Annotated in this window: 19 protein-coding genes; 2 read left to right on the top strand and 17 right to left on the bottom strand. The window is 39.2% G+C overall.

Features of this window, described 5'->3' with window-relative positions; translation table 11 throughout:
- Positions 1–97: 97 nt before the first annotated feature.
- The 15 genes from LK416_03385 to LK416_03315 form a co-directional block, all read right to left on the bottom strand.
- Complete coding sequence (locus tag LK416_03385) at positions 98–1081, bottom strand: alpha/beta hydrolase (GenBank protein UEA75243.1); 984 nt, start codon at positions 1079–1081, stop codon at positions 98–100.
- A gap of 105 nt (positions 1082–1186) precedes the next feature.
- On the bottom strand, positions 1187–2257 hold the full coding sequence (gene tsf, locus LK416_03380) for a translation elongation factor Ts (GenBank protein ID UEA75242.1): 1071 nt from the start codon (positions 2255–2257) through the stop codon (positions 1187–1189).
- A 41-nt stretch (positions 2258–2298) separates the two neighbouring features.
- On the bottom strand, positions 2299–3036 hold the full coding sequence (gene rpsB, locus LK416_03375) for a 30S ribosomal protein S2 (protein ID UEA75241.1): 738 nt from the start codon (positions 3034–3036) through the stop codon (positions 2299–2301).
- 294 nt (positions 3037–3330) lie between these two features.
- Positions 3331–3945: a hypothetical protein gene (locus LK416_03370; protein UEA75240.1), complete on the bottom strand. Its 615-nt coding sequence runs from the start codon at positions 3943–3945 to the stop codon at positions 3331–3333.
- Between the two features lie 35 nt (positions 3946–3980).
- A complete protein-coding gene (locus tag LK416_03365; GenBank protein UEA75239.1) occupies positions 3981–5093 on the bottom strand; it encodes a hypothetical protein in 1113 nt (370 codons plus the stop codon).
- 24 nt (positions 5094–5117) lie between these two features.
- Positions 5118–5882: a GTP-sensing pleiotropic transcriptional regulator CodY gene (gene codY / locus LK416_03360; GenBank protein ID UEA75238.1), complete on the bottom strand. Its 765-nt coding sequence runs from the start codon at positions 5880–5882 to the stop codon at positions 5118–5120.
- Positions 5883–6064: 182 nt separating this feature from the next.
- Positions 6065–8140: a type I DNA topoisomerase gene (topA, locus tag LK416_03355; GenBank protein ID UEA75237.1), complete on the bottom strand. Its 2076-nt coding sequence runs from the start codon at positions 8138–8140 to the stop codon at positions 6065–6067.
- 113 nt (positions 8141–8253) lie between these two features.
- Positions 8254–9354 carry a DNA-processing protein DprA gene (dprA, locus tag LK416_03350; protein ID UEA75236.1) on the bottom strand — a complete coding sequence of 367 codons (1101 nt, stop codon included), beginning with the start codon at positions 9352–9354 and terminating at the stop codon, positions 8254–8256.
- Complete coding sequence (locus LK416_03345; protein UEA75235.1) at positions 9344–10927, bottom strand: YifB family Mg chelatase-like AAA ATPase; 1584 nt, start codon at positions 10925–10927, stop codon at positions 9344–9346. The genes dprA and LK416_03345 overlap by 11 nt, the downstream gene beginning before the upstream one ends.
- 160 nt (positions 10928–11087) lie before the next feature.
- Positions 11088–12050: a GTPase gene (locus LK416_03340; GenBank protein UEA75234.1), complete on the bottom strand. Its 963-nt coding sequence runs from the start codon at positions 12048–12050 to the stop codon at positions 11088–11090.
- A gap of 9 nt (positions 12051–12059) precedes the next feature.
- Positions 12060–13232: a GTP-binding protein gene (locus LK416_03335; GenBank protein UEA75233.1), complete on the bottom strand. Its 1173-nt coding sequence runs from the start codon at positions 13230–13232 to the stop codon at positions 12060–12062.
- Between the two features lie 267 nt (positions 13233–13499).
- Positions 13500–14435, bottom strand: coding sequence for a mechanosensitive ion channel family protein (locus LK416_03330; protein UEA75232.1), 936 nt, complete (start codon positions 14433–14435; stop codon positions 13500–13502).
- Positions 14436–14439: 4 nt separating this feature from the next.
- Complete coding sequence (locus LK416_03325) at positions 14440–16353, bottom strand: alpha amylase C-terminal domain-containing protein (GenBank protein ID UEA75231.1); 1914 nt, start codon at positions 16351–16353, stop codon at positions 14440–14442.
- Between the two features lie 27 nt (positions 16354–16380).
- Positions 16381–17616: a DUF1015 family protein gene (locus tag LK416_03320; GenBank protein UEA75230.1), complete on the bottom strand. Its 1236-nt coding sequence runs from the start codon at positions 17614–17616 to the stop codon at positions 16381–16383.
- Between the two features lie 151 nt (positions 17617–17767).
- Positions 17768–18334: an ATP-binding protein gene (locus LK416_03315; GenBank protein UEA75229.1), complete on the bottom strand. Its 567-nt coding sequence runs from the start codon at positions 18332–18334 to the stop codon at positions 17768–17770.
- A 1611-nt stretch (positions 18335–19945) separates the two neighbouring features.
- Between LK416_03315 and LK416_03310 the strand changes: the two genes are divergently transcribed.
- Positions 19946–21931, top strand: a complete 1986-nt coding sequence (locus LK416_03310; GenBank protein UEA75228.1) for a hypothetical protein — start codon at positions 19946–19948, stop codon at positions 21929–21931.
- Positions 21932–21937: 6 nt separating this feature from the next.
- A complete protein-coding gene (locus LK416_03305; protein ID UEA75227.1) occupies positions 21938–22813 on the top strand; it encodes an FkbM family methyltransferase in 876 nt (291 codons plus the stop codon).
- Positions 22814–22874: 61 nt separating this feature from the next.
- Here LK416_03305 and LK416_03300 read toward each other — a convergent pair whose 3' ends face one another.
- On the bottom strand, positions 22875–23822 hold the full coding sequence (locus LK416_03300; GenBank protein ID UEA75226.1) for a glycosyltransferase family 2 protein: 948 nt from the start codon (positions 23820–23822) through the stop codon (positions 22875–22877).
- A 69-nt stretch (positions 23823–23891) separates the two neighbouring features.
- On the bottom strand, positions 23892–24686 hold the full coding sequence (locus tag LK416_03295; protein ID UEA75225.1) for a glycosyltransferase family 2 protein: 795 nt from the start codon (positions 24684–24686) through the stop codon (positions 23892–23894).
- Between the last annotated feature and the right edge of the window lie 182 nt (positions 24687–24868).

Raw genomic sequence — 24868 nt, 5'->3', positions numbered from 1 at the left:
AGATCAGAATTATCCTGATATAAAAATCCCCCTTAAACAGATTCGGCATTTACCTTATCTGCTTAAGAGGGATCCTGTTACTTCCGGTGATTCTATTTTAATTATCATATTTTTCAAAAAAATCAAGCAGCTTTTGTCGATAAAGCTCCGGAGCTGCATATGGCGCGCAAAGATGCCGTGCTTCCGGTATAATGACCAGTTCTTTGGGAGCACCGCATAATGCATAATTATATAAAGAATTCTCCGGAACTACATAGGTATCTGCTTCCCCATGAAAAAACAAAACCGGACGTTTATTTTTCTTCATTGCTTCTATCGTGTCAGCATCACTCATACGAAATCGGCCAAACATCCTGCAAAACAGATCTACACGGAACAAAAGCAGCTCTACCCAGCCCAAATGGAACCAGTTAGCTGCGATATCCTGAAGCTGACGCTTCATCGAGCAAAATCCACAATCTGCAATCAAGCCTTTCACTTCTTCCGGCAGTTTATGTCCTGAAGCCATAAGCACCGCCGCAGCCCCCATGGATTCTCCATAAAGATAGATTGGGAGCTTCTCTCTGTTTCTTGCAGCAATATAATAACTCCATTGCTGTACATCCCATTGCTCTTTTGCACCAAATGTAATATATTCACCCTCGCTCAAACCGCAGCATCTCTGATCAATAAACAATAAATTACACGCATTCTCATGAAGGAAACGTGCTGTATATGCAAAATCGCCAAAGCCACTACCTTTATATCCATGACTTAACACAACAAAACGTTTCGCTTCTTTTGTCGGAAGATAATAAGCATGCAGATACAGTCCATCTCTGCTTCTGATAAAGCAATCCTTCATCTGCTGCTCAGCACACCACAGTTTTCCTTCTTCATATTCCTTTTCGTATTTGTCTCTTGGATGATTTTTCTTTATATGAGACAGTTGAAACCATTTCTTTTTCTTCTGTCGTTTTTTTCCTTTGCAACGAACAAGCATATCAAAGAAAGACCAGCCCAAAGCAACAAACAGACCAAATGCACCGGCTACAATTTCCAGTAATCTTAATATTTTCTGCTTATTCCCTGTATCATTCATAATCGTTATCTTCTCCGCTTCTTTTTTGCGTATTTGTAAAACAGCCCTTGAAAACATAATGTTTTCAAGGGCTTGAAATTCTTTATTATAATTCAACAAATAAAATTATACATTCATCTGCTTAGCAACTTCTGCTGCGAAGTCTTCGTTCTTCTTCTCCATACCTTCACCAACTTCAAAGCGAACGAACTTAGCGATCTTAAGAGCAGGATTTACAGACTTCAGGTATGCTGCAACTGTCTGCTTGCCATCTTCAGCCTTAACATATCCCTGATCAAGAAGACAGATTTCCTTCATCTGCTTAGAGATACGTCCTTCAACAAGTCCTGAGAAGATCTTGTTGCCTGAGATCTCTTCCTTATCAGCACAAGCGATCTCTGCTAACTGAGCCTTAGCTTCCTTTGAAAGGAAGTTAGGTAAGAAGTTCATGTTTGACTTCTTCTCTTCGTAGATAGCTACATCTTCTGCGCTCCATACACCGGCTACAGCCTTCTCGATCAACTTGGAAAGAACCGGCTTTGGAAGTGAGAATGGATCATTTAATGCACTGTCAATTGTGATCTCTTTCATCTTAGCAAGCTCATCTGCTGAGATCTCGTCTCTTGAGATATACTGTGGGTTCATAGCTGCGATCTGCATTGCGATGTTTGTAAGTGCTTCCTTAGCTGCATCATCTGAAGCACCGTTACCGGCTACAAGAACACCGATTCTTCCGCCACCATGGATATAAGAAGCAACAACATCTGCTGTAACCTTCTCAAATCTTCTGATGGAGATCTTCTCACCGATCTTGAGGATCTTATCATCAAGATCAGCCTTCATATCAAGGATTGAAACAACGTCTTCGCCATCTCCGGCCTTTTCTGTATCTACTGTAAGTGCCTTATCTGCAACTGCCTGTACAAACTCCTGGAAAATTGCATTCTTTGCAACGAAGTCTGTCTCTGAGTTAACTTCAACAACTACTGCTGTATTACCATCAATTGCAACCTTAGCGATACCTTCTGCTGCAATTCTTGCTGCTTTCTTCTCAGCCTTAGCTGCACCACTCTTTTTGAGTACTTCCACAGCGGCATCCATATCACCGTTTGTCTCTGTAAGTGCTTTCTTACAATCCATCATACCAGCACCTGTGAGTTCTCTTAACTCTTTTACCATGCTTGCTGTAATAGCCATCGTAATAACCTCCAAAATTCTAGTATTTATATTCTAAAATATTACTCTTCTACTGCTGCTTCCTCATCTGCAACTTCTTCAGCATCTGTTGCATCAGCACCCTGCTGAGCTTCGATAACTGCATCTGCCATCTTTGAAACGATAAGCTTTACAGCTCTGATAGCATCATCGTTACCAGGAATAACATAATCTAATTCTTCCGGATCACAGTTCGTATCAGCAATACCTACAAGCTTGATTCCAAGTGAATGAGCTTCCTGGATACAGATTCTTTCCTTCTTAGGATCTACAACGAAGATCATGTCAGGAATTTCCTTCATTTCCTTGATACCGCCAAGGTTCTTCTGAAGCTTCTCCATCTCCTTCTTGATCTGGATTACTTCCTTCTTAGGAAGAACATCAAATGTTCCGTCAGCTTCCATAGCTTCGTACTTCTTAAGAGTAGCGATTCTTGTCTGGATTGTGCTGAAGTTTGTAAGCATACCGCCTAACCATCTCTCGTTTACATAGTACATACCGCAACGCTCTGCTTCACTCTTGATTGAGTCCTGAGCCTGCTTCTTTGTACCAACGAAAAGAATCTTTCCACCATTTGCTACGCAGTCACCGATTGCATTGTAAGCATCGTCAACCATTCCTACTGACTTCTGAAGGTCGATGATGTAGATACCATTACGCTCTGTGTAGATGTATGGCTTCATCTTAGGGTTCCATCTTCTTGTCTGGTGTCCGAAATGTACACCTGCTTCTAATAACTGTTTCATTGAAATAACGCTCATTTTTTCTACCTCCATGGTTATATTCTTCTGCTGATCTCTCTTTCACCGAGTCACCCGAGCTATAGGCACCACTTCAGGAATCAACCAGCATGTATATTATTTTTATGAGCCTGCTATATACAAGCCCACACACAAAACGATAATAACACAAAAAGAAAGTGCATGCAAGCACTTTCTTTTTATAATCTCATGTCACTTAACAGTTCCATGTCTTTTTCGCATTATGCTGGTATGTGCGAGCACATTCCAGCGCAATGCTCATTATCTCATATTTTGTTTTAATTCATGCTATAACTATCGTCCATCTCTCATAATAGTGATCATCTCATCGTAGGTTTCATCACCCTTGAATGTGAAAGTTCCACACATCAGTTTCATGGAATTACCGGAGCTTACAAGATAATCATAAAAATCCTGTACACTGTCTACCATTCCGATATCATATAATGCCTGAGAGATTGCCTCTGCATACATACCCGGCCTGATCGTGATCGAACCACCCTTTTTCTTTTCTTCTGTAGTTGTCTCTGTCGTAGCCTCCGTAGTTGCTTCTGTCGTAGCCTCTGTTGTAGCTTCTGTCGTTGCCTTGGTTGTACTTTCGGTTGTGGCTTCCGTGGTTGCCTTGGTTGTATTTTCCGTTGTGGTTTCCTTTGTCGCCTCTGTTGTAGCTTCTGTCGTCACTTCCGTCGTTGCCTTAGCTGCATCCTCTTTTGTCGTTTCCGTTGCAGTCTCTGTCGTTTTCGCTGATTCAGTAGCCTCTTCCGATGCAACAACTCCTACCGCATCTTCTTTTGACGGATCATTCTTCTTTGTATCTGCAAAGCTTCCGGACTTGATACCAACCATCATGACAAGCGCACCGATGATAAGTCCAAAGCCTAATCCTCTGAAAAAATATTTTTTCTTCATACTGCCGTTTCTCCTATCGTATAAAACAATTTCATTTACTGCTTCTGATTCTCAATATTTTTAATGATCACCTTGGTTTCACCAACACCGATTCCAAGCTGATTTGCAATCTCCATGATCCCAAATCCCTGCTTGTAAAGCTCTGCCACCTCTTCATCGATATTCTTCTCATCATCCCAGATCTCTTCCGGCGCAGGAGCTTCTTTCTTTGCCTCCTGTACACGATTCTGATTTCTGTTTGTTCTGCTCTTCTTGCGGTTCTTCTTTCTTGAGCGGTTGCCTCCTGCAGGCTGTTCTGGCTTCTGTACAGGCTCGGTTCCGGTTGCTTCTACGACTGTCGTTTCTTCTGCGGTCTCGGTTGTCTCTGACTCAACAGCAGATTCTTCTGCTTTCTTAAAAGCAACAACATTGGATTTCTCCTCTGCCACTTCTTCCTCGGCTTTCTCAGCAACAGCTTCTTCTGCAACAGCTTCCTCTACTTCTTCCTTTGGTTCCTCCGCATCATCTTCTGCCGCGTTCTCTTCAACATCCTGTTCCGGTACAGTCTCGGTTATATCACCATTTGCAACCGCATCTCCGGAAATAACTGTCTCCGTCTCGCTTGCCTCTAATGCTCCAAGAGAATTCTCATCCGGCTCTTCTTCGATATCTTCCGGCTTCTCATTTTTCTCAGGATGTTCTGTTTCCGTTTTTTCTTCAGAAATCGTTTTCTCTATCTGTTTCTCTTTTTCTCTTGCAATCTCTTCTTCGGTTTCTTTTACTTCCATTTCAAGGAGTTCTTCATAAGTGACCGTTTCAGGCTTCTCTTCTGCATCAGGATTGTATTCTTCATAGGCTTCCGCAAGGCTCTGATTGATATAATCGATCATTTCTTTCTTTGCCTTTTCAGACAACTTGGATGCCCATTTTTCAAGCTGTTCCTTCAGTTCCTTTTCTGTCTTCTTGCGGACATCTTCGCTGTATTCGTCTAATGATGTCTTGCTCTGCTCAAGAAGGGAATCACATAATTCCGTAATCTTTCGTTTTAACTCTTCTGAGCTTTCATTATATATCTCATCTTCCTCTTTAAAATCATGACTATCCAGAATAAAAAAGCTTACACCTACAACTGCTACGCCAACTAATAATGTTATGATTGGTAATATCATTTCTTTACTCTCCTTTGCAAAATTTTATACGGCTTTTAATTCGTCAAATACAACATCATTCAGAACCTTAATGTAAGTTCCCTTCATGCCCGAGGATCTTGCTTCAATAACACCCGCACTCTCAAACTTTCGAAGTGCATTTACGATTACGGAACGGGTAATTCCGACCCGGTCTGCGACCTTACTTGCAACAAGAATTCCTTCTTTTCCATCCAGTTCCGAAAAAATGTGCTTGATCGCCTGTAATTCTGAAAATGATAAAGTACTGATTGCCGAACGCACGATTGCGATCTTACGATCTTCTTCTGCATTTTCTTCATTTAAAGCCCGCATCATCTCAAGTCCTACAACCGTTGTTCCGTATTCCCCGAGAATAATATCATCAATATCATACTGTGCATCCAGCTTATACAGAAATAACGTTCCAAGCCGTTCTCCTGCTATATCGATTGGAAGTAGAAGTCCCTGATATTTCTCTATGTTATCACTGTCAAATCCGAGCGTAGTCAGATTTACATTTTCCTTTGTTGACAATACAAGGAGAAGTCTCTCATTCAGCATACTGTCGATCAGCAGACCAACCTTATCCTCGATCAGCTCATGGATCTCAGGTATATCTTCACGGTTCTTAATTCCCAGAACCTTACCTTTTTTACTGATAACCAGTACATTTGATTTTAAAATATCACTTAAAACATCACAAATATCATTAAAAACAACCTTATGCGAGTTGTTATTGTGCAATAATTTGTTAATTTTTCGTGTTTTATCTAATAATTGAACACTCATTTCTGTTCCTCCGTATGTAAAATACAAAAAAGTTGTTTTTGCATAAAAAATCTACACTATTTGACATTCTATCACAATGGTCATGAGATAACAATAGCCTTTCCTGTCAAACGAGAGATTTAATATTTAAAAACAACTTTTTTTATATGGCAGGCCGGACAACTTCATCCGATCACTTATGCCTATTTTCCCTTTTCGGTATTATCTCTGGAATATCCACAGTTTTCTGCTGAACAAAGTAACTTATTACCCTTTTCAACCATATAACTGCCACATACCGGACATTTTTCCCTTGATGGTTTCGCCCATGACATAAAATCACATTCAGGAGCATTGATACATCCATAGTATCTTCTGCCCTTTCTGGTCTTCTTTATTACTATGTCACCACCACATTTCGGACAAGGAACTCCTGTCTTTTCAAAGAACGGCTTCGTAAATTTACAGTCAGGAAAGCCCGGACATGCAAGGAATTTACCGTGTGGACCATACTTAACGACCATATTGCGTCCGCACTCGTCACATACCTCATCCGTTACTTCATCCTCAATCTTAATGGACTGCAACTCACTCTCGGCTTTCTTAACCGCCGCATCGAGATCTGGATAGAAGTTTCTTACTACAACTTTCCATTCGATAGCACCCTCACCGATCTTATCGAGAAGAGACTCCAGATTCGCTGTAAAATTCACGTCGATAATAACCGGAAATGCCTGTTCCATAATCTGATTAACGGCTTCTCCCAGTTCTGTTACATATAATTTCTTATTCTCTTTTGTGATATAACGACGATTCAATATCGTTGAGATCGTCGGTGCATAAGTACTTGGTCTTCCAATGCCAAGCTCCTCTAAGGTTCTTACCAGAAGTGCTTCTGTATATCTTGCCGGCGGCTGTGTAAAATGCTGCTTCTCGTCAAAATCTTCTAATTTTAACAGATCTCCTTCATTCAGATCCTTAATGCCGGCAATATGCTCACTCTTCTCATTGTCCACATTATAAACCGTTGTAAATCCTGCAAATGCAATCTTTGATACTGAGGTCTGGAACCGATAGCCTGCTACTTCTGCCTTTACGGTCTTAATGCTGTATACTGCCTCTGCCATCTGGCTTGCAAGGAAGCGGTTATAGATCAGCTGATACAGACGGAACTGTTCTCTGCTTAACTGATCCTTGATAGCTGCCGGTGACAGTGTGATATCCGTCGGACGGATTGCTTCATGCGCATCCTGGATCTTCTTACCCGGTTTGTCTGCCCGAGGTATTCCCGCTGTATAATCTTCTCCAAAATTCTTTATGATATAATCTTTGGCTGCTGCTGCCGCTTCATCTGATATTCTGGTAGAATCCGTTCTCAGATAAGAGATCAGACCGATGGAACCTCTGCCCTTGATCTCCACACCTTCATATAACTGTTGTGCGATACGCATCGTTTTGGATGTTGCAAAGTTCAACTTGGAGGAAGCTTCCTGCTGCAACGTACTGGTTGTAAATGGAAGTGGCGCTTTCTTATGACGCTCACTGTCCTTGATCGATGCGATCTTAAAAGACTGCTTTCCGATCGTTTCTATGATATGATCCAGTTCCGCTCTGGAAGATATTTCTTCCTTATCGCTCCCATTTCCCATGTATTTGAATTCAATGCTTTTCTTGGCCTTTTCCGGTGCCAGCATAGCAGAAAGTGTCCAGTATTCCTTTGGAATAAATTCATTGATCTCTTTTTCTCTGTCACAGATCAGCTTTAATGCTACAGACTGTACACGTCCGGCACTTAAACCTCTCTTAATCTTTGCCCAGAGAAGCGGACTGATCTTATAACCAACCAGTCTGTCCAATACACGTCTCGCTTGCTGTGCATCCACAAGTGCCATATCGATATCGCGTGCCTGCTTAATTGAATTCTTTACTGCATTTTTCGTAATTTCATTGAAGGTAATCCGCTTGTACTTCTTATCATCCAGTTTCAGTGCTTTTGATAAATGATAGGAGATTGCTTCTCCCTCACGATCGGGGTCAGTTGCGAGGTACACTTTGTCAGCTTTCTTTACTTCTTTTCGAAGCTGTGCAAGTATATCTCCTTTTCCTCTGATTGTTATATATTTCGGTTCAAAATCATTATCAACATCAATGCCCATCTGGCTTTTAGGCAGATCACGCACATGACCATTCGACGCAATCACTTCATAATTACTGCCCAAAAACTTTTTAATCGTCTTGGCTTTCGCCGGAGACTCTACAATAACAAGATATTTAGCCATGTACTCTTTCCTTTCCTGTTCGTTTAAACGACACAAACTATACACCATTTTTTCCTGCCATGCAAGTGAATATTTTATTACCTTCTTTATCAAAATGCATCAAGCTTCCTGTTCTATGAAAAAACAGCAGTAAAATAATAACGCATCGGCTGCCTGATATATCCCTTTTTCTCCATGTCAAACAGAGTGCTCAGAACAAGTGCCGGAGGCTGATCAACCCGCGAACAGATGTCTTCTATATATACAACATCCCTACCCAAACAGGCAAAGATCTCCTGCTCCGGTAAATCAAGCTGTTCCCTGCATACCATGTCTTTCTTTTGTGCAATTTCTTCTTTTTTACAGAGTCCCAGTTCGTCTATTATATCCGCTGCATCTGTTACAAGCATTGCCCCCTGCCGAATCAGTTGATTACAGCCTTCACTGTTCCTGTCTCCGATCCGTCCGGGAACCGCATATACTTCCCGTCCCTGTTCAAGTGCCTGATCTGCCGTTATCAGTGAACCGCTTTTTTTCTGCGCTTCCACAACCAGAACCCCTTTTGCCAAGCCACTGATGATCCTGTTTCTAAGTGGGAACCGCCATTTTGCCGGTTCCACATCCAGCCCATATTCCGACAAGATCACACCGCTTCTTTCAATGCATTCATACAAATCATAATTCTCTCTCGGATAACAGATATTGATCCCGCATCCAAGTACCGCAATGGTAAATCCATTTTCTATTTCTACCGCCGCCCGCTGTGCCGTTCCATCAATACCGGCAGCCAACCCGCTGATGATATTGGTCTGATATGACGCAAGCTTAGAAACAAATGACCTCGCGATCTCCTTTCCATATGCGGAAGCCTTTCTGGCTCCTACAACAGCAATACCCGGACGATTTAATGCAAGCTCTTCCACCCTGCCTCTGGCATATAACAGCCTTGGGCAATCCGGAATGTTAAGTAATTCTTCCGGAAAATAAGGGTGTCCGGGATATATATATGTAATATTTCTCTCTTTTAGTCTGTTTTTATATGCTATTATCTTCTTCTCATCCCGAAGTTCCAAAATCTTGCTTCCCTGTATCTCTGTCAAAGCTCCCTGAATCTCCCGGTCAGGTGCTTCCCACAGCTCCTGCAGCCCGCCAAAATACGCAAGGATCTTTCCCATGGTCATATTCGTTATATCAGGGAACATCCCAAGCCATAAATGGAGTAAGTCAAGATCCATATCCGAAAGCCCCCTTTCCGTAAGATCTGTTTCTTCCCGTCTCACCATCCTCAAGAAGATTCTGATATCGGAAAAACAAGGCCTCTTTCAGATGTATCTCCCTGATCTCGGGACTTCCATCAAGATCCGCGATAGTTCTCGCTATCTTAAGCACTCTGTTATATCCTCTCGCCGACAGATCTGTCTCCTCAAATACATCACGGATCATCGCCTCTTCCGTCGATCCCAACTTGATATACTTCTGTGTGCGTCTGCCGTCTAACTGTGAATTAAAATGAAAGCTCTCTGATCTATAGCGTTCCCTTTGTATCTTCTGTGCAGCCAGCACACGCTTTCGAATTTGTGCTGATGTCTCTGCTTTTTTCGTTCCGAGAAGGTCTTCGTAAGCAACTTTTTGTACGTTTACATTGATATCGATTCGATCTAATAACGGTCTGCTGATCTTTGCATTATATTGCCGGATCTGTCTGTACGAACAGGTGCATTTATTCAGATCCGGATACATACCACAGGGACATGGATTTCTGGCTGCTACCAGCATAAAGCCCGCAGGATATACATATTTGCCATGAATCCTTGCAATCGTAACCTCCCGATCCTCTAACGGCTGCCGCATAACCTCGAGAGCATTCCGGTTAAATTCCGGCAATTCATCCAAGAACAACACCCCATTATGACTGAGACTGATCTCACCCGGTTTTGGGATCGTTCCACCCCCGGCAAGAGCAATGGCCGATACCGTATGATGCGGAGAACGAAATGGGCGTCCGGTAATGATCGACTGATTCTTTTTCAAAAGACCTGCCACACTGTAAATCTTTGTTATCTCGATACTTTCCTCAAACGAAAGTCTGGGAAGAATGGTCGGCAGACATTTGGCGATCATGGATTTCCCTGAACCGGCAGGGCCTGTCATCAGTATATTATGCATACCGGCAGCCGCAATCTCCATTCCTCGTTTTAATATCTCCTGCCCTTTAATATCCGCAAAATCTCCTGTCTCATCATTTTCTTCCTGATCAAGCAGGGCTTCAACATCCACATACGCCGGTTCGATCGCAATCCTGTCATTCAGATATGCTTCCGCTTCACATAGAGTATGAATCGGTATAACCTCCATATTGCGGATCAATGCTGCTTCTTCAGCATTATCGGCAGGAACCAGACAGCGTGTGATACCTTGTTTTACTGCATGATGAACAACCGGGAGTATTCCTGACACAGCATTTACTCTGCCGTCAAGCCCCAGTTCGCCTAAGATTAAAATATTTTCTGTTCTTTCAGACGGAATAATCCCCATAGATACCATAATTCCTATGGCAATAGGAAGATCATAGGCAGTTCCTTCCTTACGGATATCTGCCGGTGATAGATTGATCGTAATCCTTTTAGGAGGTATCTGAAAGCCGGAATTCTTAAGGGCTGTTCTCACTCGTTCTCCGGCCTCTTTTACGCACGCAGACAAAAAGCCTACCATATTAAACATTGGTAAACCATCATTAATGTCTGTTTCTACCTGGATCAGAAGTCCTTCTACGCCAAGGACTCCACCACTTGTTACTTTACTGTACATCTGCATCTGCTCCTTTCGACATCCCTGCCGTCTCTCCACGGGAGCAAGTCAGACCTGAATATAAAAAGCTGCCTGACGGCAGCTTTTTATACGCCTGCATTTATACTACTTGTATCTACTCAAAAAGTCAAATGCATTTTATTCTTTTTACTTTATTCCTTTAACTGAAGTATACAACCTCTTCTTCCGGCGGACCGGTCAGCACAACCTTCTCTGCATAGAGAACCGGACCATCTCCCTCAAAATCAGGATAGTATTCTTTCTTGATCGTTGCTGTTACATCTACCCACTGTCTGTCAACCAGATTCTTAGAGCCATCGTAATAGCATTTGAAGCCTACAAATGTAATATCCTCTACACAGCAAGTCATAGCAAAACGTCCCGGTACAAATGCATTCTTACCATACTGTTTCGGCTTGAATACCATGCCACGGAAGTGGATCTTCTTACCAACATAACGATCCGGCTGATCGGAGGCATCCACATACCAGATACCGAAATCCTCATCGTTCAGCTCGATCACGTCAGCCTTTACATCATATGGCAGATCTTCTTCGTCATTCACATCCGGTGCGATCGAACCATCCTTCATCTCAAAGATGATCTGTGCCCGTCTGTTGACTGCCTTGATCCCTCTGCGCCATTCTGCACGTTTGGAATTCTCATCACAACGGTTAAATACTACCATATCCGCACTGTTAACCTGATCCATCATAGTTGCTTTCATATTCTGCTGATATACATCATATGTCTCAGCATTTACAAAGGATAATACCTGGACAACGGTCCATCCCTTCGGCACACGGATATCAAAGATCTTATCCAGCTTCCACATACCATTGTATTCGATCATAACCTGCTCCGGCTGATATTTGTCCTGCAGATCTAACAGGTGCTCTGTGTTCAACTGATCTTCTTCTATGAATTCCAGAAAAATATTTTTCTTTTTCAGGTCTTTCTCATCGTATTCTTCTTCACCGTCTTCGCATACAAGAAGCAGGGTCTTGGCGCCTCCGGTGAATTCCCGGTCTAATAATGTCTCCTTCACAAATGTAGTTTTACCACTATCAAGGAAGCCCATAAATACATAAACCGGAATCTCTGTTTCCTGTTGTCTTGCCATCATTTTCTCCTATACCTCAAACAGCTCTGCAAGCTTGTCTTCTGCCAGTTTGCTTCCGATCACACATAACTTACCTGTGATATCCGGATTTCCCTTACGGATCTCATACTCACCCGGTACAAGATCAAAGTATAACCAGTCTGTACCATCACTTGGAACGATACCCTTTGCACGAAGGATAATACCATATTCCTCTGTGTTAGCAAGCTCGTCCAGAGTCTCTCTTAATTTATCTTCATTAAACTTATGCGGAGTCTCCTTGCCCCAGCTCGTAAACACTTCATCCGCATGGTGGTGATGGTGATGATCGTGGTCATGACAGCCACAACCGCATTCATCATCATGGTCGTGATGATGTTCATGCTCGTGATCATGACAGCCACAGCCGCATTCATCGTCATGGTCGTGATGATGATGTTCGTGATCGTGGTCATGATCGTCACAGCCACATTCATCGTCATGGTCGTGATGATGATGTTCATGATCATGGTCATGACAGCCACAACCACATTCGTCATCATGGGCGTGATGATGGTGATGATGCTCATGCTCATCTTCATCCTCAAATAAAGCATCCTTAACAGATTTATGATTCTGCATAGCTTCTTTGATCTTGGAACCATCAATATCATCCCATGGAGTTGTGATGATCGTAGCTTCTGCATTGTGCTCGCGAATCATGGCAACTGCCTTCTCGATCTTATCCTGAGAAGCTGTCTGTGTCCTGCTCAATACGATCGTATTTGCACTCTCGATCTGATTATTGAAGAATTCACCAAAGTTCTTCATGTATATCTTACACTTCGATACATCTGCAACTGTTGTATAGCTGTCAAGCTGTACTTCTACTTCTTCTGCGACATCTTTCACAGCCTTGATGACATCTGAAAGCTTACCGACACCTGATGGCTCGATGATGATTCTGTCCGGTGCATATTCTGTAATAACCTTCTTTAAAGCTGTACCAAAATCCCCGACTAAAGAGCAGCAGATACAACCGGAATTCATCTCAGTGATCTGTACTCCTGCATCCTTTAAAAATCCGCCATCGATACCGATCTCACCAAATTCATTCTCAATCAACACAAGCTTCTCGCCCTTAAAGCCTTCTTCGATCAGCTTTTTGATCAGAGTTGTTTTTCCGGCACCTAAGAAACCGGAAATAATATCAATCTTTGTCATTTCTAAATCACTCCTAATCTATTAAATGTACGGATAATTGTGTGATATTTTACTATATTCGCGTTCAATAGACATTACCAATCAGAGGACGCTTATATGCGCCATCTACACCACAAGGGTGCACTTTCGTACTAATTTCGTGCAAGCACTCACTAAGTACGAAATGTGACGACCGGCGACCTCAAATGCCTCTGTATTGGTAAGTCATTAAACACGAATAAGATAAAATATCACACAATTATCTAGTTTTCATATCACAACCGATTATTATACTCGATTATCTGTTTTTTTGCAAGAATCGAGGTTGACATCCAGTTTATTGTATGGAATAACGATATCATTTTCATCAAATGCTTTTTTGATATTCCATCTGGCTGCCCAGACGGAATCCCAGTACCGGTCGATCTTCGCATAGAATCGAACACATATCATAATGCTGCTGTCGGCAAATTCATCAATGAAGAAATCCACAGCTTCGTCCGCCAGATATCCCGGAACTGTCTTTACCGCATCCAGTACCACACGCTTTACCTTGTCCAGATCTTCATCGTAACCGACTCCTATCTTGATCTCTGCCCGCCTCTTATCATGTAAAGTGACATTCACAAGTGATGTATTCGATATACTTCCATTTGGTATGACTACGGAACGATTATCGATCGTCTTAAGCTTTGTATAGAATATATCGATCGATACAACCTCACCTTCACATTTGGTATTATTCTCGATGATATAGTCGCCTACATGAAATGGTTTCAATATCAGGATCAACACACCACCGGCAAGATTGGACAGGCTGCCCTGCAGCGCAAGACCGATCGTCACACCCGCCGTTCCAAGCAATGTAACAAATGAAGTAACCTGAAAACCGACAATGGATGCCGCTGTTATCAATATTATAAAGTTCATCAGAATACGGATGGCAGACAGTAAAAATCCGGCAACGCTGACATCCATATTGGAACGCTCAAAGGTTCTCTTTATCAGCTTGATGATCCATTTCACAACCCGAAATCCGATCACCATAAAAATGACTGCCACTACCAGACTACCAACCTTTGACATGCACCAGTCAAGCAGATCTGTCATATACTGTCTGAGCAATCCCGCTTTTTGTTCTGCATCCTGTACGATCTCCGATGCCGCTTCTGATGCTGACTCAGTCGTATCTGCCAGATTCTCTGTCAATGCTATACCTATCACTTAATCATTTCACCTTCTTCAATACTGTGATTGAAAGTGCCGGAAGAACGATCTCGATATCACCATCCTTCGTCACCTTCTGCTGTTTGTTGTTATTTCCCTCTCCACCATACTTTGCAGCATCACTGGAGAATATCTCTTTATAAGTTCCCGGAGCTCCTGTCTGTAATACATAGTTCTTCTGATCTGAGGTTCCAAAGTTAGCAACTACATAACAGGCAGAACCCCTGCTGTCTGTTCTTGTGAAGCATACAGTATGCGGCTCCTGTTCTCCCGCAAATACAAACGGAAGCTTGTCCGCTTCATAAAATGCCGGCTCTGTAAGATATAAGGCATTCAGATCCTTTACATACTTCTGAAGATATTTATTTGCTTCAAACTCCAGAACACTCCAGTCAATAACATGATAGCCATCAAAGCCGCCAAACATTCCAAGCTCCTGTCCCATAAACATCAGTTTTTTACCTGGGAGGAACATATTCAAGCCATAAAATGTACGAAGATCCGCATATTTGTCTTCATAGCCGCCCGGCATCTTCTCTATGAAGCTGCCCTGACCATATGCCACCTGATCATGTGATAATGCATTCACTTCTTCATCTTCTGAAATAAACCCGGTCACAGCAGATACATAGTCTACAAAATTCTCTCTGCGATCCGGTGCAGTCTTCATATACTCCGTAAGCTTTGCAACCCCTGTGGTATTCCATGTAAGATCTACCATAACATCTGCGTATCTGTCTCCTGTCACCTTACGGAAGGAACGGATCAACTCTTTATTATCCAGACGGATACCATCCAGATGATACATCTCCAACCAATAAGTCATGCAATCAATATCCATAACCGATACCATATCAAGGATCACACCGATGCCTTTTGCATGAAGATAATCAACCATTTCCATAAAATCCACAGGCGTTCCAAATCTGGATGTCGGCGCATAGATACCCGTTGTATCATATCCCCATGTATCATCCTCCGCGTATTCCATGATCGGCATAAGCTCGACATAATTATATTTCATACTCTTTGCATAGGCCGCAATCTCTTTTGCAAATGTCCGGTAAGAAATCCGTTCTCCATCTTTACCTGTCTTAAATGTCTGCATATGGACCTCATAAATATTCACAGGTTCCATGCTGATATCCTTCTTCTTTCGGTCAGCCATATACGCGGCATCCGTCCAGTCATAGGTTAACTCTGTAAATAAGGACGCATTACCCGGAACCGGTTCAAATGCCGTTGCATATGGATCTGAGAAAATGTCTGTTGCACCATTTTCATATAATACTTCAAATTTGTATCTGGTCCGGTCAATATCATAAGGAATAAAGAGCTCAAATAAATCCGTGTAGTCAATCTTCCGCATCGGATTCACTCTGCCGTCCCAGTTATTGAAATCACCAACCACACTGGCTCTGACGCAGCCCGGAACCTGAATACAGAACGCCACGCCCTCTGTGCCATCAAAGTTCATCTTTCTTGCACCAAATAACTCTTTGATACGGAAGCCTGATTCGATGTCATCCTCTCCGTTTACCACCTGCATTACTTTTTCAAGATCCGCAGAATAAGAAAAGCTGTATGCATCCTTTATCAGGATCGCTTCATCTGCTTCTTCTCCGTCTGCATCCCATACCTTCCGAACAATCTTCAACTGATATGCAAACGGCTTTTTATTCTCAAGCTTTACAGTAAAAAATCCATCGGCGTATTCCACGTGCATCGGATATTCTGTCTGATCCTTTTCATCCACTACATAAACCTCTGCCGCATCCGGCAGAAATGCATTTACATATACATCAGCCAGGCAGGCATGCATCCCCAGTATATGATGTGGATCCCCATGTCTCGCCCCCGTAATCGCCATAACCTCATCCTGATTCAGAACGAAAATCTCTGTGTTCTTTGTCATAACCCATTCTCCTCTTGTGTACTCTGTTTATACTATCTTGTGGATAAAGATTCCGCTTCGAAGCTTTGGTTCAAACCATGTTGACTTCGGTGGCATCAGTTTGCCTGCATCTGCGATATCGAATAACTCCGTGATCGATGTCGGATACATGGAAAATGCTACCTTCTTTCCGCCGTCTACCAATCGTTCCAGCTCGGACAGTCCGCGAATACCACCGACAAACTGAATCCGTTTGTCCGTTCTCGGATCGCCGATTCCAAGCATCGGTGCCAGAACATTTTCCTGAAGCACAGATACATCCAGACAACCGACGACATCCTCCGGAACCACGCCGTCCTTCACCGTTAATTTATACCAGCTGCCATCCATATACATACCAAAGCTGCCCTTCTTCTCCGGTGATACAGCTTTGCTGCAGGCTTCTATTTCAAATTTATCTTCAAGCTTCTTTAAAAATTCTTCATCCGTCATGCCGTTCAGATCATTTACAACACGATTATACGGAAGGATCATCAACTGATCATGCGGGAACAGAACCGACAGGAAATAATTGAATTCTTCCTCTCCGGTATAATCCGGATGCTTCTCTCTCATATGCAGTCCTGCTTTTACAGCGGAAGCAGAACGATGATGTCCGTCTGCTATGTAGATCTCATTGATACCGGCAAACGCATCCTGAATTGTCCGGATATCATTTGCATCATTAATGATCCATACATTATGTGTAATACCATCAGGGGAAGTAAAGCCATACAGCTTCTCTCCTGACTTTACCCGGTCAATGATCTGATTTACGATATCAATCGAACGATAGGCAAGGAAGATCGGTCCGGTCTGCGCACCGCAGGCTTCTACATGGCGGATACGATCCTGTTCTTTGTCTTCTCTGGTGTTCTCATGTTTCTTGATCACGTTATTCATATAGTCATCGATCGATGCACAGGCAACTAAACCTGTCTGATGACGTCCGTCCATAATCAATTCATATATGTAGTAAACCGGCTTTTCTTCTTCGATATAAGTGCCATCCTCCATCATCTCATGCAGAAGATCCCCAGCCTTCTTATATACTTCCGGTGCATAGGTATCTACACTGTCATCAAATGATGTCTCTGCGCGATCTACCTTTAAGAATGACATCGGCTCCCGACGCACTTCCTCGCAGGCTTCTTTTCTGTTATATACATCATATGGCAATGCTGCCACTCTGTCGCAGATATCCGGTCTTGGTCTGAATGCTTTAAAGCTTCTGATAACCGCCATGTCCTGTTCCTCCTGATTTCTGTTTATCTGTCTTCAATATGAATTTTATACAAATGTAATCAATCTGAAGATCTCGTAATCAACTGCTCTTCTATATAAATATTGCAACAGAAAACATCGCTGATTCCTGTTGCAATACTCAAAATCCCTATCAACCTCTGATTGCCTTAACAACCTTTTCTATAGATGCTTTAAACTCTTCATCGGAAGAATTCTCAAATATAAAGAGTTCTTTGATATTTGTCGGTGGATTGAAGTTCTGGCTGTTGATATACTCATCCCAGTGCTCCAACTTCCATGTATCTCTGTCTGATGCACGCTTGATCATTCTTTCGTGACAGACATCTTTTCTGGTATTTACCCAGATTACAAAGAGCTCTGCACCTTTTTCTGCAAGCTTTGCGCGGAGATTGTCAAGATATTCATCATCTCTGATCTCATCCGTGAATGGTGCATTTATAAGAACTGTATCATTGTATTCCAGTGCTTCAAATGCAAGATCCAGTACACAATAATATTCGTAGTCGCGGATATTCTTCTGGAAGAAATCGGATGAACGGTTATATTCCTCACCAGCTACTACAAAGATCTGCTTTGAAAGAACAATTAATGTGTCCTTATCAAGATATACACAATTAGGCAGTGCCTTTGCCACCTGTTTGGAAATAAATGTCTTTCCACAGGCTGGTGGTGATGTAACTAAAATTAATTTCTTCATGTGTGTGCCTCCATTTTCTCATTATCTCAATCCTGTTTGATTTTAGCACAATTGTATGATGGTAGCAAGAATTATATTGCTATTCTTGTCTTTTCTGCTAAAATAAATTGTAACAATACATATAATCAAGGAAATAATTATGATTAAAGCTTCAGATAAAAAAAATGTTATTGCAGTTGTTCTTACAAACATTTCTACAATTTTAGTTAATGTATTAACCTGCCTTTTTCTTCCAAAAATAATGAATATAGATGATTATTCCCTTTATCGTACATTTTTACTGTATTCATCTTATTCTGGGCTGTTATCTTTTGGATTAATTCATGGAATTTACATCAAATATGGTAGTCTGAATTTTGATGCCTTACCTGAGGAACATTTCCGATATTACAATCGTTTACTCATTATAATTACAATTTTATCCTATATATTTTTGTCTGCCATTTTATTTATATCAAAAAGTCACTTATCATATAAACAATATATTACATTTGTATTTATAGCATTCAATATTCCTATAATCAATATTAGATGCTATTTTTCTAGTATAAATCAATTTACAAAAAATTTTACCAAAGATGCGGTATTATTAATATCGCACTATTGTCTGACTCTTTTAATGATAATATCAATGGCTGTTTTCTCTAAAACAACATATATTTATACTTTAATTATATCAACAGCCATTATTATGTTTAGTTCAACTCTTTCGTTATGTCAAAATCGCACCTTAGTATTTGGCAAATACACAATACCTTCAAAAGCAAATATATTTGTTCTTTTAAAAAAAGGAATAGCATTTATGGTATCCGAGCATATCGGACTACTAATACTAAACGTTGATTGTATCTTCGTTAATATTTTTTATTCAAGTACAGATTTTGCAATGTACTCTTTTTCTGCTACACTAATTTCCGGCATATATATGATTGTTTCTATAATATCAAATTTAATTTATCCGTATCTTTCCCGTATCGACTCAAAAAAGTATTTAAAATATTATAATATATCCAGTAATATTCTGTGTATAGTAACTATTCTTCTTTTATCATCTTTTTATATTATGAAAATGTTTATTGAACATTTTCTGCCTTTATATAAAAATTGTATCTCTATACTTTCTATATTATATTGTACAATTATTTTCCGATCATTGCTTTTATTGGTAAGTTGCAACTTCTTTAAAGTATTAAAATGCAGCAGGGCATATACAACAATCAATTCTATTGCACTCATTTTATGTTCCTGCCTTGATTTATTTATATGTTTATCCTCATCCCATATAACCTATATTGCATTTTCCAGTTTATGTACATTTATAATTTGGTATGTAATTTCCGAAACTGTATTATGCTACAAACTGAAAAATTCTATTAAATATACCTGGAAACGTTATTTATTTATCATCCTTTCTATAGTCATCTTCCTATTTTATTTAAAATTTAAACCTATGTTTGCATTTATACTATATGTTTTATCAATAGCCCTCATTATTTTTATTTTATATAGAAAAATGTTAATACAAATATTAAATAAAACGAATACACACATATAGCATTCTCTTTTCAAATATGTTAAATTTATGTTATTCGTTTATCATAGGAGGATTACATGAAAAAGTTTTTTAACTCTAACAAAACAGTATATATCATATTATGTTTAGTTATTCTTGCTGGAATTTGTAGATTTAGTTATGGTTTTTTTGTAGAAAAACAGGGAACGCATTCTGACGAAGAATGGAGTTTTGGACTTGCAAATAGTTATTATGAACCATATATATATTCATCTGATGATGATAATTATGATAAAAACTGTAATGAATGGCTTTCCGGTGAAGTGCTTAAAAATTATTTAACTGTTCAGAAAGGAGAACGTTTTTCATTTGGTTCTGTATATTATAATATGGCTTGTGATATGCACCCACCTCTTTACTTCTTTGCATTACACTTTTTATCATCTTTTTTTGTTGACCAATACATTCCCGCATTAGGCTTTATTATTAATATTGTGTGCTATATTATTATGTCTATATTTCTTTATAGGCTTTTATTAATCATGTCCAAATCCAGATATGTTGGAATATTAGGTGTTATTTTTAACACATTTAATGTCGGAACTTTGTCTATGGTGATATTTATCCGTATGTATACTATGGTTACAATGTTTGCCGTTATTCTCGCTTATTATAACGCCAAATTATACTATGATACCGCTTCCAGAAAAAAAATCTCAACTTATATCAAGTTAGCAATATTTACGTGTCTGGGAGCCTTAACACATCATTTCTTCCTTCCATATGCATTTATGCTTACTGCCATTATGTGTATATGTTGGATGGTTAAAAAGGAATGGCATGTCTTGGCTAAATATGCAGGATTCATGATCCTTGGAGTTGCTCTTTCTATTGCTATCTTCCCCGCTACACTTGATCATATGCTCGGAGTTCAGACATTCAAATTCCGTGATGAGGGAAAATATACTACATCCACTGCTCAAGCTTTTACTAATAATAATGACGCATCAGATCTTGTAGATGATACTGACACATCCTATAAGGCATTTACAACTGATGATATTGAAAATTATGACCAGATTATTTTTAAATACTACTTTTTCACCTGTATATATATGGTTTTTGTAGATATATTTGGATTTTCCATCGTCTCTCCATACAGTAAAGGTATTATGCTCTATTTTCCTGTAGTTTTATTAGTATTAATCATTTTATTCTTTTCTTTTAGTTTTCTATTTAGAAAAGAAACGTTTTTCATAAAACTGAAGAAACGTTTCAAAACCTTTCTGAAAGAAAAAACAATCGTTTCTCTGTTTAAAAAAATTAATTGGTTTGTACTATCAATTATAATTACATTTATATTTATTGTTGTTATCTGCAGTTATCGCGTTGATATATCATTAATGTCCAATTTCACTACACGTTATCTTTTTATTGTTTATCCTATAATAAGCATTTTATTTGTTTACATTACTTTTTCATTATTTAACAAACTATTTCACAACGCAAAAATATACATGACCTTATTTTCAATTGTTATAGCTTTAATTTTATCAATAAATATCATACTTGCTACAAAACAATGTTCTTATTTCTTTCCAACAACTAAAAATATCGACTATATTGAAAATCTGTCAACAAACTCAAATATAATAATTGTTTCTCCAAGTCGTTGGCATATGACAATATACGCACCATTAATATATAAATGTGATAGTTTTATATATATGTCCAATTCATCTTTTTTTAATCAGTCAAATTTATTGTCGTCAATTGATCAGACGAAAAAAACATACTTATTTATTGATACTACACAATTCCTTGATAGTTCTGAAGATGCAAATGACAGTGCTAGTTATTCTGATATGTCTACATACAATTACAATGAAGTTAATACACGTTCAATCATACTTAATAAACGCTTGCATAACTTAAACTTAGGAAACAAAAAACTTCTCTATCTCGATAGTTATCTAAATTATTTGTCTAAAGATAATAATATTAAATACTTAAATCTTATTACCGATGCAGTTGACTTCGGTGCAGAATTTAACGTATATGAAATAACCTTTGAAAAGGAGTAATACATTATGCAAAGATTACCATATAAACTAGCTCAAAACGATTTGGAATTTATTTTATGTGAATTATCCGGCCGATTAAAAAAGAAAAAAATAATCAATTACCTAGCCAGACAAGATAACCCTGACTACATGAAAATAGCTAAATATTTAAACGATAATAAAGTAAATGTATTTCCATATAAATTTACAGAGCAATACAAATCTTCTGATATTTCTATCAAAAAAGATAAGACAAGTAATTTATATTTTACAAATTATCATAATTTTGATATTTATTTAAAACCTGCATTTACAAATAAATACCGTGCTGCACGCTATTTTAAAAATATCCTACTTGAGCAGGACACGCAATCACCACATCGATATACAACAGAAGAATTTCATCCTCAAAAAGATAGTGTAATTCTTGATATTGGTGGTGCTGAAGGTTTTTTCCCTATTGATTATATCGACGCTGTAAAGAAAGTATACATTTTTGAATGCTCTAATGAATGGATTCAGGCACTGGAAAAAACATACAAAAACTACAAAGATAAAGTTGTCATAATTAAAAAATTTGTTTCATCCTATTCTGATGATACACACATTTCCCTTGATGATTTTATAAAAGAAAAACATCTTGAAAATGAAAATTTATTCATTAAAATCGACGCCGAAGGAAGCGAACCAGACATTATCAAAGGCGGATCATTTCTTTTCTCTTCTAAACAATCAATTCAACTTGCACTATGCGTCTATCACTGTGCATGGCATGAAAAATATTTTAGGGAACTATTTCACAACTGGAATATCTGCTCATCGAATGGTTATATGCTATACTATTACGATTTTTACTTCTCAGAACCATATGTCCGTACAGGTGTCCTAAGGATATGGAATTAATATATACAAAAACACTAAGGTTTTAATCTAATAAAGCCTTAGTGTTTTTTATTTATTGTCTTTATTTTAGCTTTTTCTCCTCAACAATATATCTCGGCCTTTTCTTCGTTTCAAGATATATTTTTCCTACATACTCCCCAACTATTCCAATGCACATAATCTGCATACCTCCAAACAGACAAACTAATACAATAATGGTCGTCCATCCTAATACAGTATGTCCAACTAAATGTCCTATTATAACATAAATCAAAAATATTACACTAATAAATGCTGTTATAAATCCAAGGGCTGTAATCATTCTTATAGGTTTTACACTCGTTGATGTTATGCCATCTATTGCAAAAAAGATCATTTTCTTTAAAGGATATTTGCTCTCCCCTGCATATCTCTTACCTCTGTCATATTCCACAACAGAACTTTTAAAGCCAATCAATGGTACAAGTCCACGTAAAAATAAATTTACTTCTTTATATTGCTCCAGTTCCTCTACTGCCCTCTTGCTCATCAATCGATAATCAGCATGATTATAAACTAATTCAACTCCCATCATACGCATCAATTTATAAAAAGCTATCGCCGTCGTCCGTTTAAAAAAAGTATCCGTCTTTCTGGATTTTCTAACTCCATAAACTATCTGAGAACCGTTATAATATTCATCTACAAATTTATCAATAACATCTATATCATCCTGCAAATCTGCATCCATTGATATAATCATGTCCGCATACTCTTTTGCCTCGAACAGACCTGCTAACAATGCATTCTGATGTCCTCTGTTTCTGGATAGCGTTAATCCGGTAACAAATTCGTTTTCGTTATACAATCGCTCAATAATAGTCCATGTATTATCTTTAGAACCATCATTTACATATAAAATGCGGCTTTTTTCCGATATGCGCTCTGTTATAATTAAATTTTTCAATTTTTCTGTTAATCTTTTTGTTGTTTCATCAATAACTGCTTCCTCGTTATAGCAAGGTACAACAATATATAATATATCTCTCATACTTTTCTTATGTTCACTTTCATAGATTTTATATGATAATTTCCAATTATACTTACTCTTATCTTTCTGCTAATCATACGTCCTATACGCCAGCCGGTAGAACACCATGATCACCTTCACAACCCATTTCGGCCAGAACTTCTCGAACATGCTCTGGTCTTCGATCTCGCGGTTATGGTTCTCTATAAAGTCCTTACTGGTGGCGCCATCATGGACGCGGTAATGACCGAGTACCATATCCATATATAAGAACCTTCCCGGCTGGCATGCCAGCTTGTAGAAGGTATCCCAGTCGAGATTAAACCCATATTCCGATGTAAACACAGTATCACCAAGTCGTTTCTTGTTATATGTAACAAGCGGACATACGATTGAATTACCCAGACAGAGAGTTAATTTCTTCCGCCAGATTTTATTCGCCTTTCTACGATTCTTTACAGGAAAACGAAGAAGCCTTCGGATTTTACTGTTTACATCCCGCTTGCTACTGTCCCCATGCTTGATCGGTGTATAATCAGTATAGTATATGCTCCAATCATCATATGTCTTTATACATTTTAAGAAAGCGCGGACATACTCCGGTTCATACACATCATCCTGATGAGCAACAGTTACATAATCTGTCTTTGCATGATTATATGCATAATTCCAGTCTGCCTGTATTCCCTGTCCCGCTTCTTCGTTTACATATACAGGAATATGATATTTCTCACCAATATTTCTGATATGTTCATTAGGCGTTGATGTATAGATTTCGATATTTGATCTTACAGTCTGTGCTACCAATGACCGGATACATTCTTCCAGATATGGTGACTCTTTATAAGCACAGACAACAAATGTGTGATTCGTCGAATGTCGCATTACTATATACTATTTATGGAACACTATATGATCTCTAAGTCACTTAATGATCCATTCCTTTCTTTTAATTCATTTATCATTTTAATGCAAACAGGCATGGAATACAACTAAAACGTCATATTCCATGCCTATTCTATTTCTTTATATGATACATATCTACATCTCTGTTATTCGCTAACAGT

The sequence above is a fragment of the Lachnospiraceae bacterium GAM79 genome, from assembly GCA_020735665.1.
GTDB lineage: Bacteria > Bacillota > Clostridia > Lachnospirales > Lachnospiraceae > Coprococcus.
Note: the sequence above shows the minus strand (reverse complement) of the source record. Positions and strands in the feature narration are given on the sequence as shown.

Coding starts and splice junctions, on each gene's coding strand:
- LK416_03385 (UEA75243.1), bottom strand. CDS start 1,081: ATGAATGATACAGGGAATAAGCAGAAAATATTAAGATTACTGGAAATT.
- tsf (UEA75242.1), bottom strand. CDS start 2,257: ATGGCTATTACAGCAAGCATGGTAAAAGAGTTAAGAGAACTCACAGGT.
- rpsB (UEA75241.1), bottom strand. CDS start 3,036: ATGAGCGTTATTTCAATGAAACAGTTATTAGAAGCAGGTGTACATTTC.
- LK416_03370 (UEA75240.1), bottom strand. CDS start 3,945: ATGAAGAAAAAATATTTTTTCAGAGGATTAGGCTTTGGACTTATCATC.
- LK416_03365 (UEA75239.1), bottom strand. CDS start 5,093: ATGATATTACCAATCATAACATTATTAGTTGGCGTAGCAGTTGTAGGT.
- codY (UEA75238.1), bottom strand. CDS start 5,882: ATGAGTGTTCAATTATTAGATAAAACACGAAAAATTAACAAATTATTG.
- topA (UEA75237.1), bottom strand. CDS start 8,140: ATGGCTAAATATCTTGTTATTGTAGAGTCTCCGGCGAAAGCCAAGACG.
- dprA (UEA75236.1), bottom strand. CDS start 9,354: ATGGATCTTGACTTACTCCATTTATGGCTTGGGATGTTCCCTGATATA.
- LK416_03345 (UEA75235.1), bottom strand. CDS start 10,927: ATGTACAGTAAAGTAACAAGTGGTGGAGTCCTTGGCGTAGAAGGACTT.
- LK416_03340 (UEA75234.1), bottom strand. CDS start 12,050: ATGGCAAGACAACAGGAAACAGAGATTCCGGTTTATGTATTTATGGGC.
- LK416_03335 (UEA75233.1), bottom strand. CDS start 13,232: ATGACAAAGATTGATATTATTTCCGGTTTCTTAGGTGCCGGAAAAACA.
- LK416_03325 (UEA75231.1), bottom strand. CDS start 16,353: ATGACAAAGAACACAGAGATTTTCGTTCTGAATCAGGATGAGGTTATG.
- LK416_03320 (UEA75230.1), bottom strand. CDS start 17,616: ATGGCGGTTATCAGAAGCTTTAAAGCATTCAGACCAAGACCGGATATC.
- LK416_03315 (UEA75229.1), bottom strand. CDS start 18,334: ATGAAGAAATTAATTTTAGTTACATCACCACCAGCCTGTGGAAAGACA.
- LK416_03310 (UEA75228.1), top strand. CDS start 19,946: ATGAAAAAGTTTTTTAACTCTAACAAAACAGTATATATCATATTATGT.
- LK416_03305 (UEA75227.1), top strand. CDS start 21,938: ATGCAAAGATTACCATATAAACTAGCTCAAAACGATTTGGAATTTATT.
- LK416_03300 (UEA75226.1), bottom strand. CDS start 23,822: ATGAGAGATATATTATATATTGTTGTACCTTGCTATAACGAGGAAGCA.
- LK416_03295 (UEA75225.1), bottom strand. CDS start 24,686: ATGCGACATTCGACGAATCACACATTTGTTGTCTGTGCTTATAAAGAG.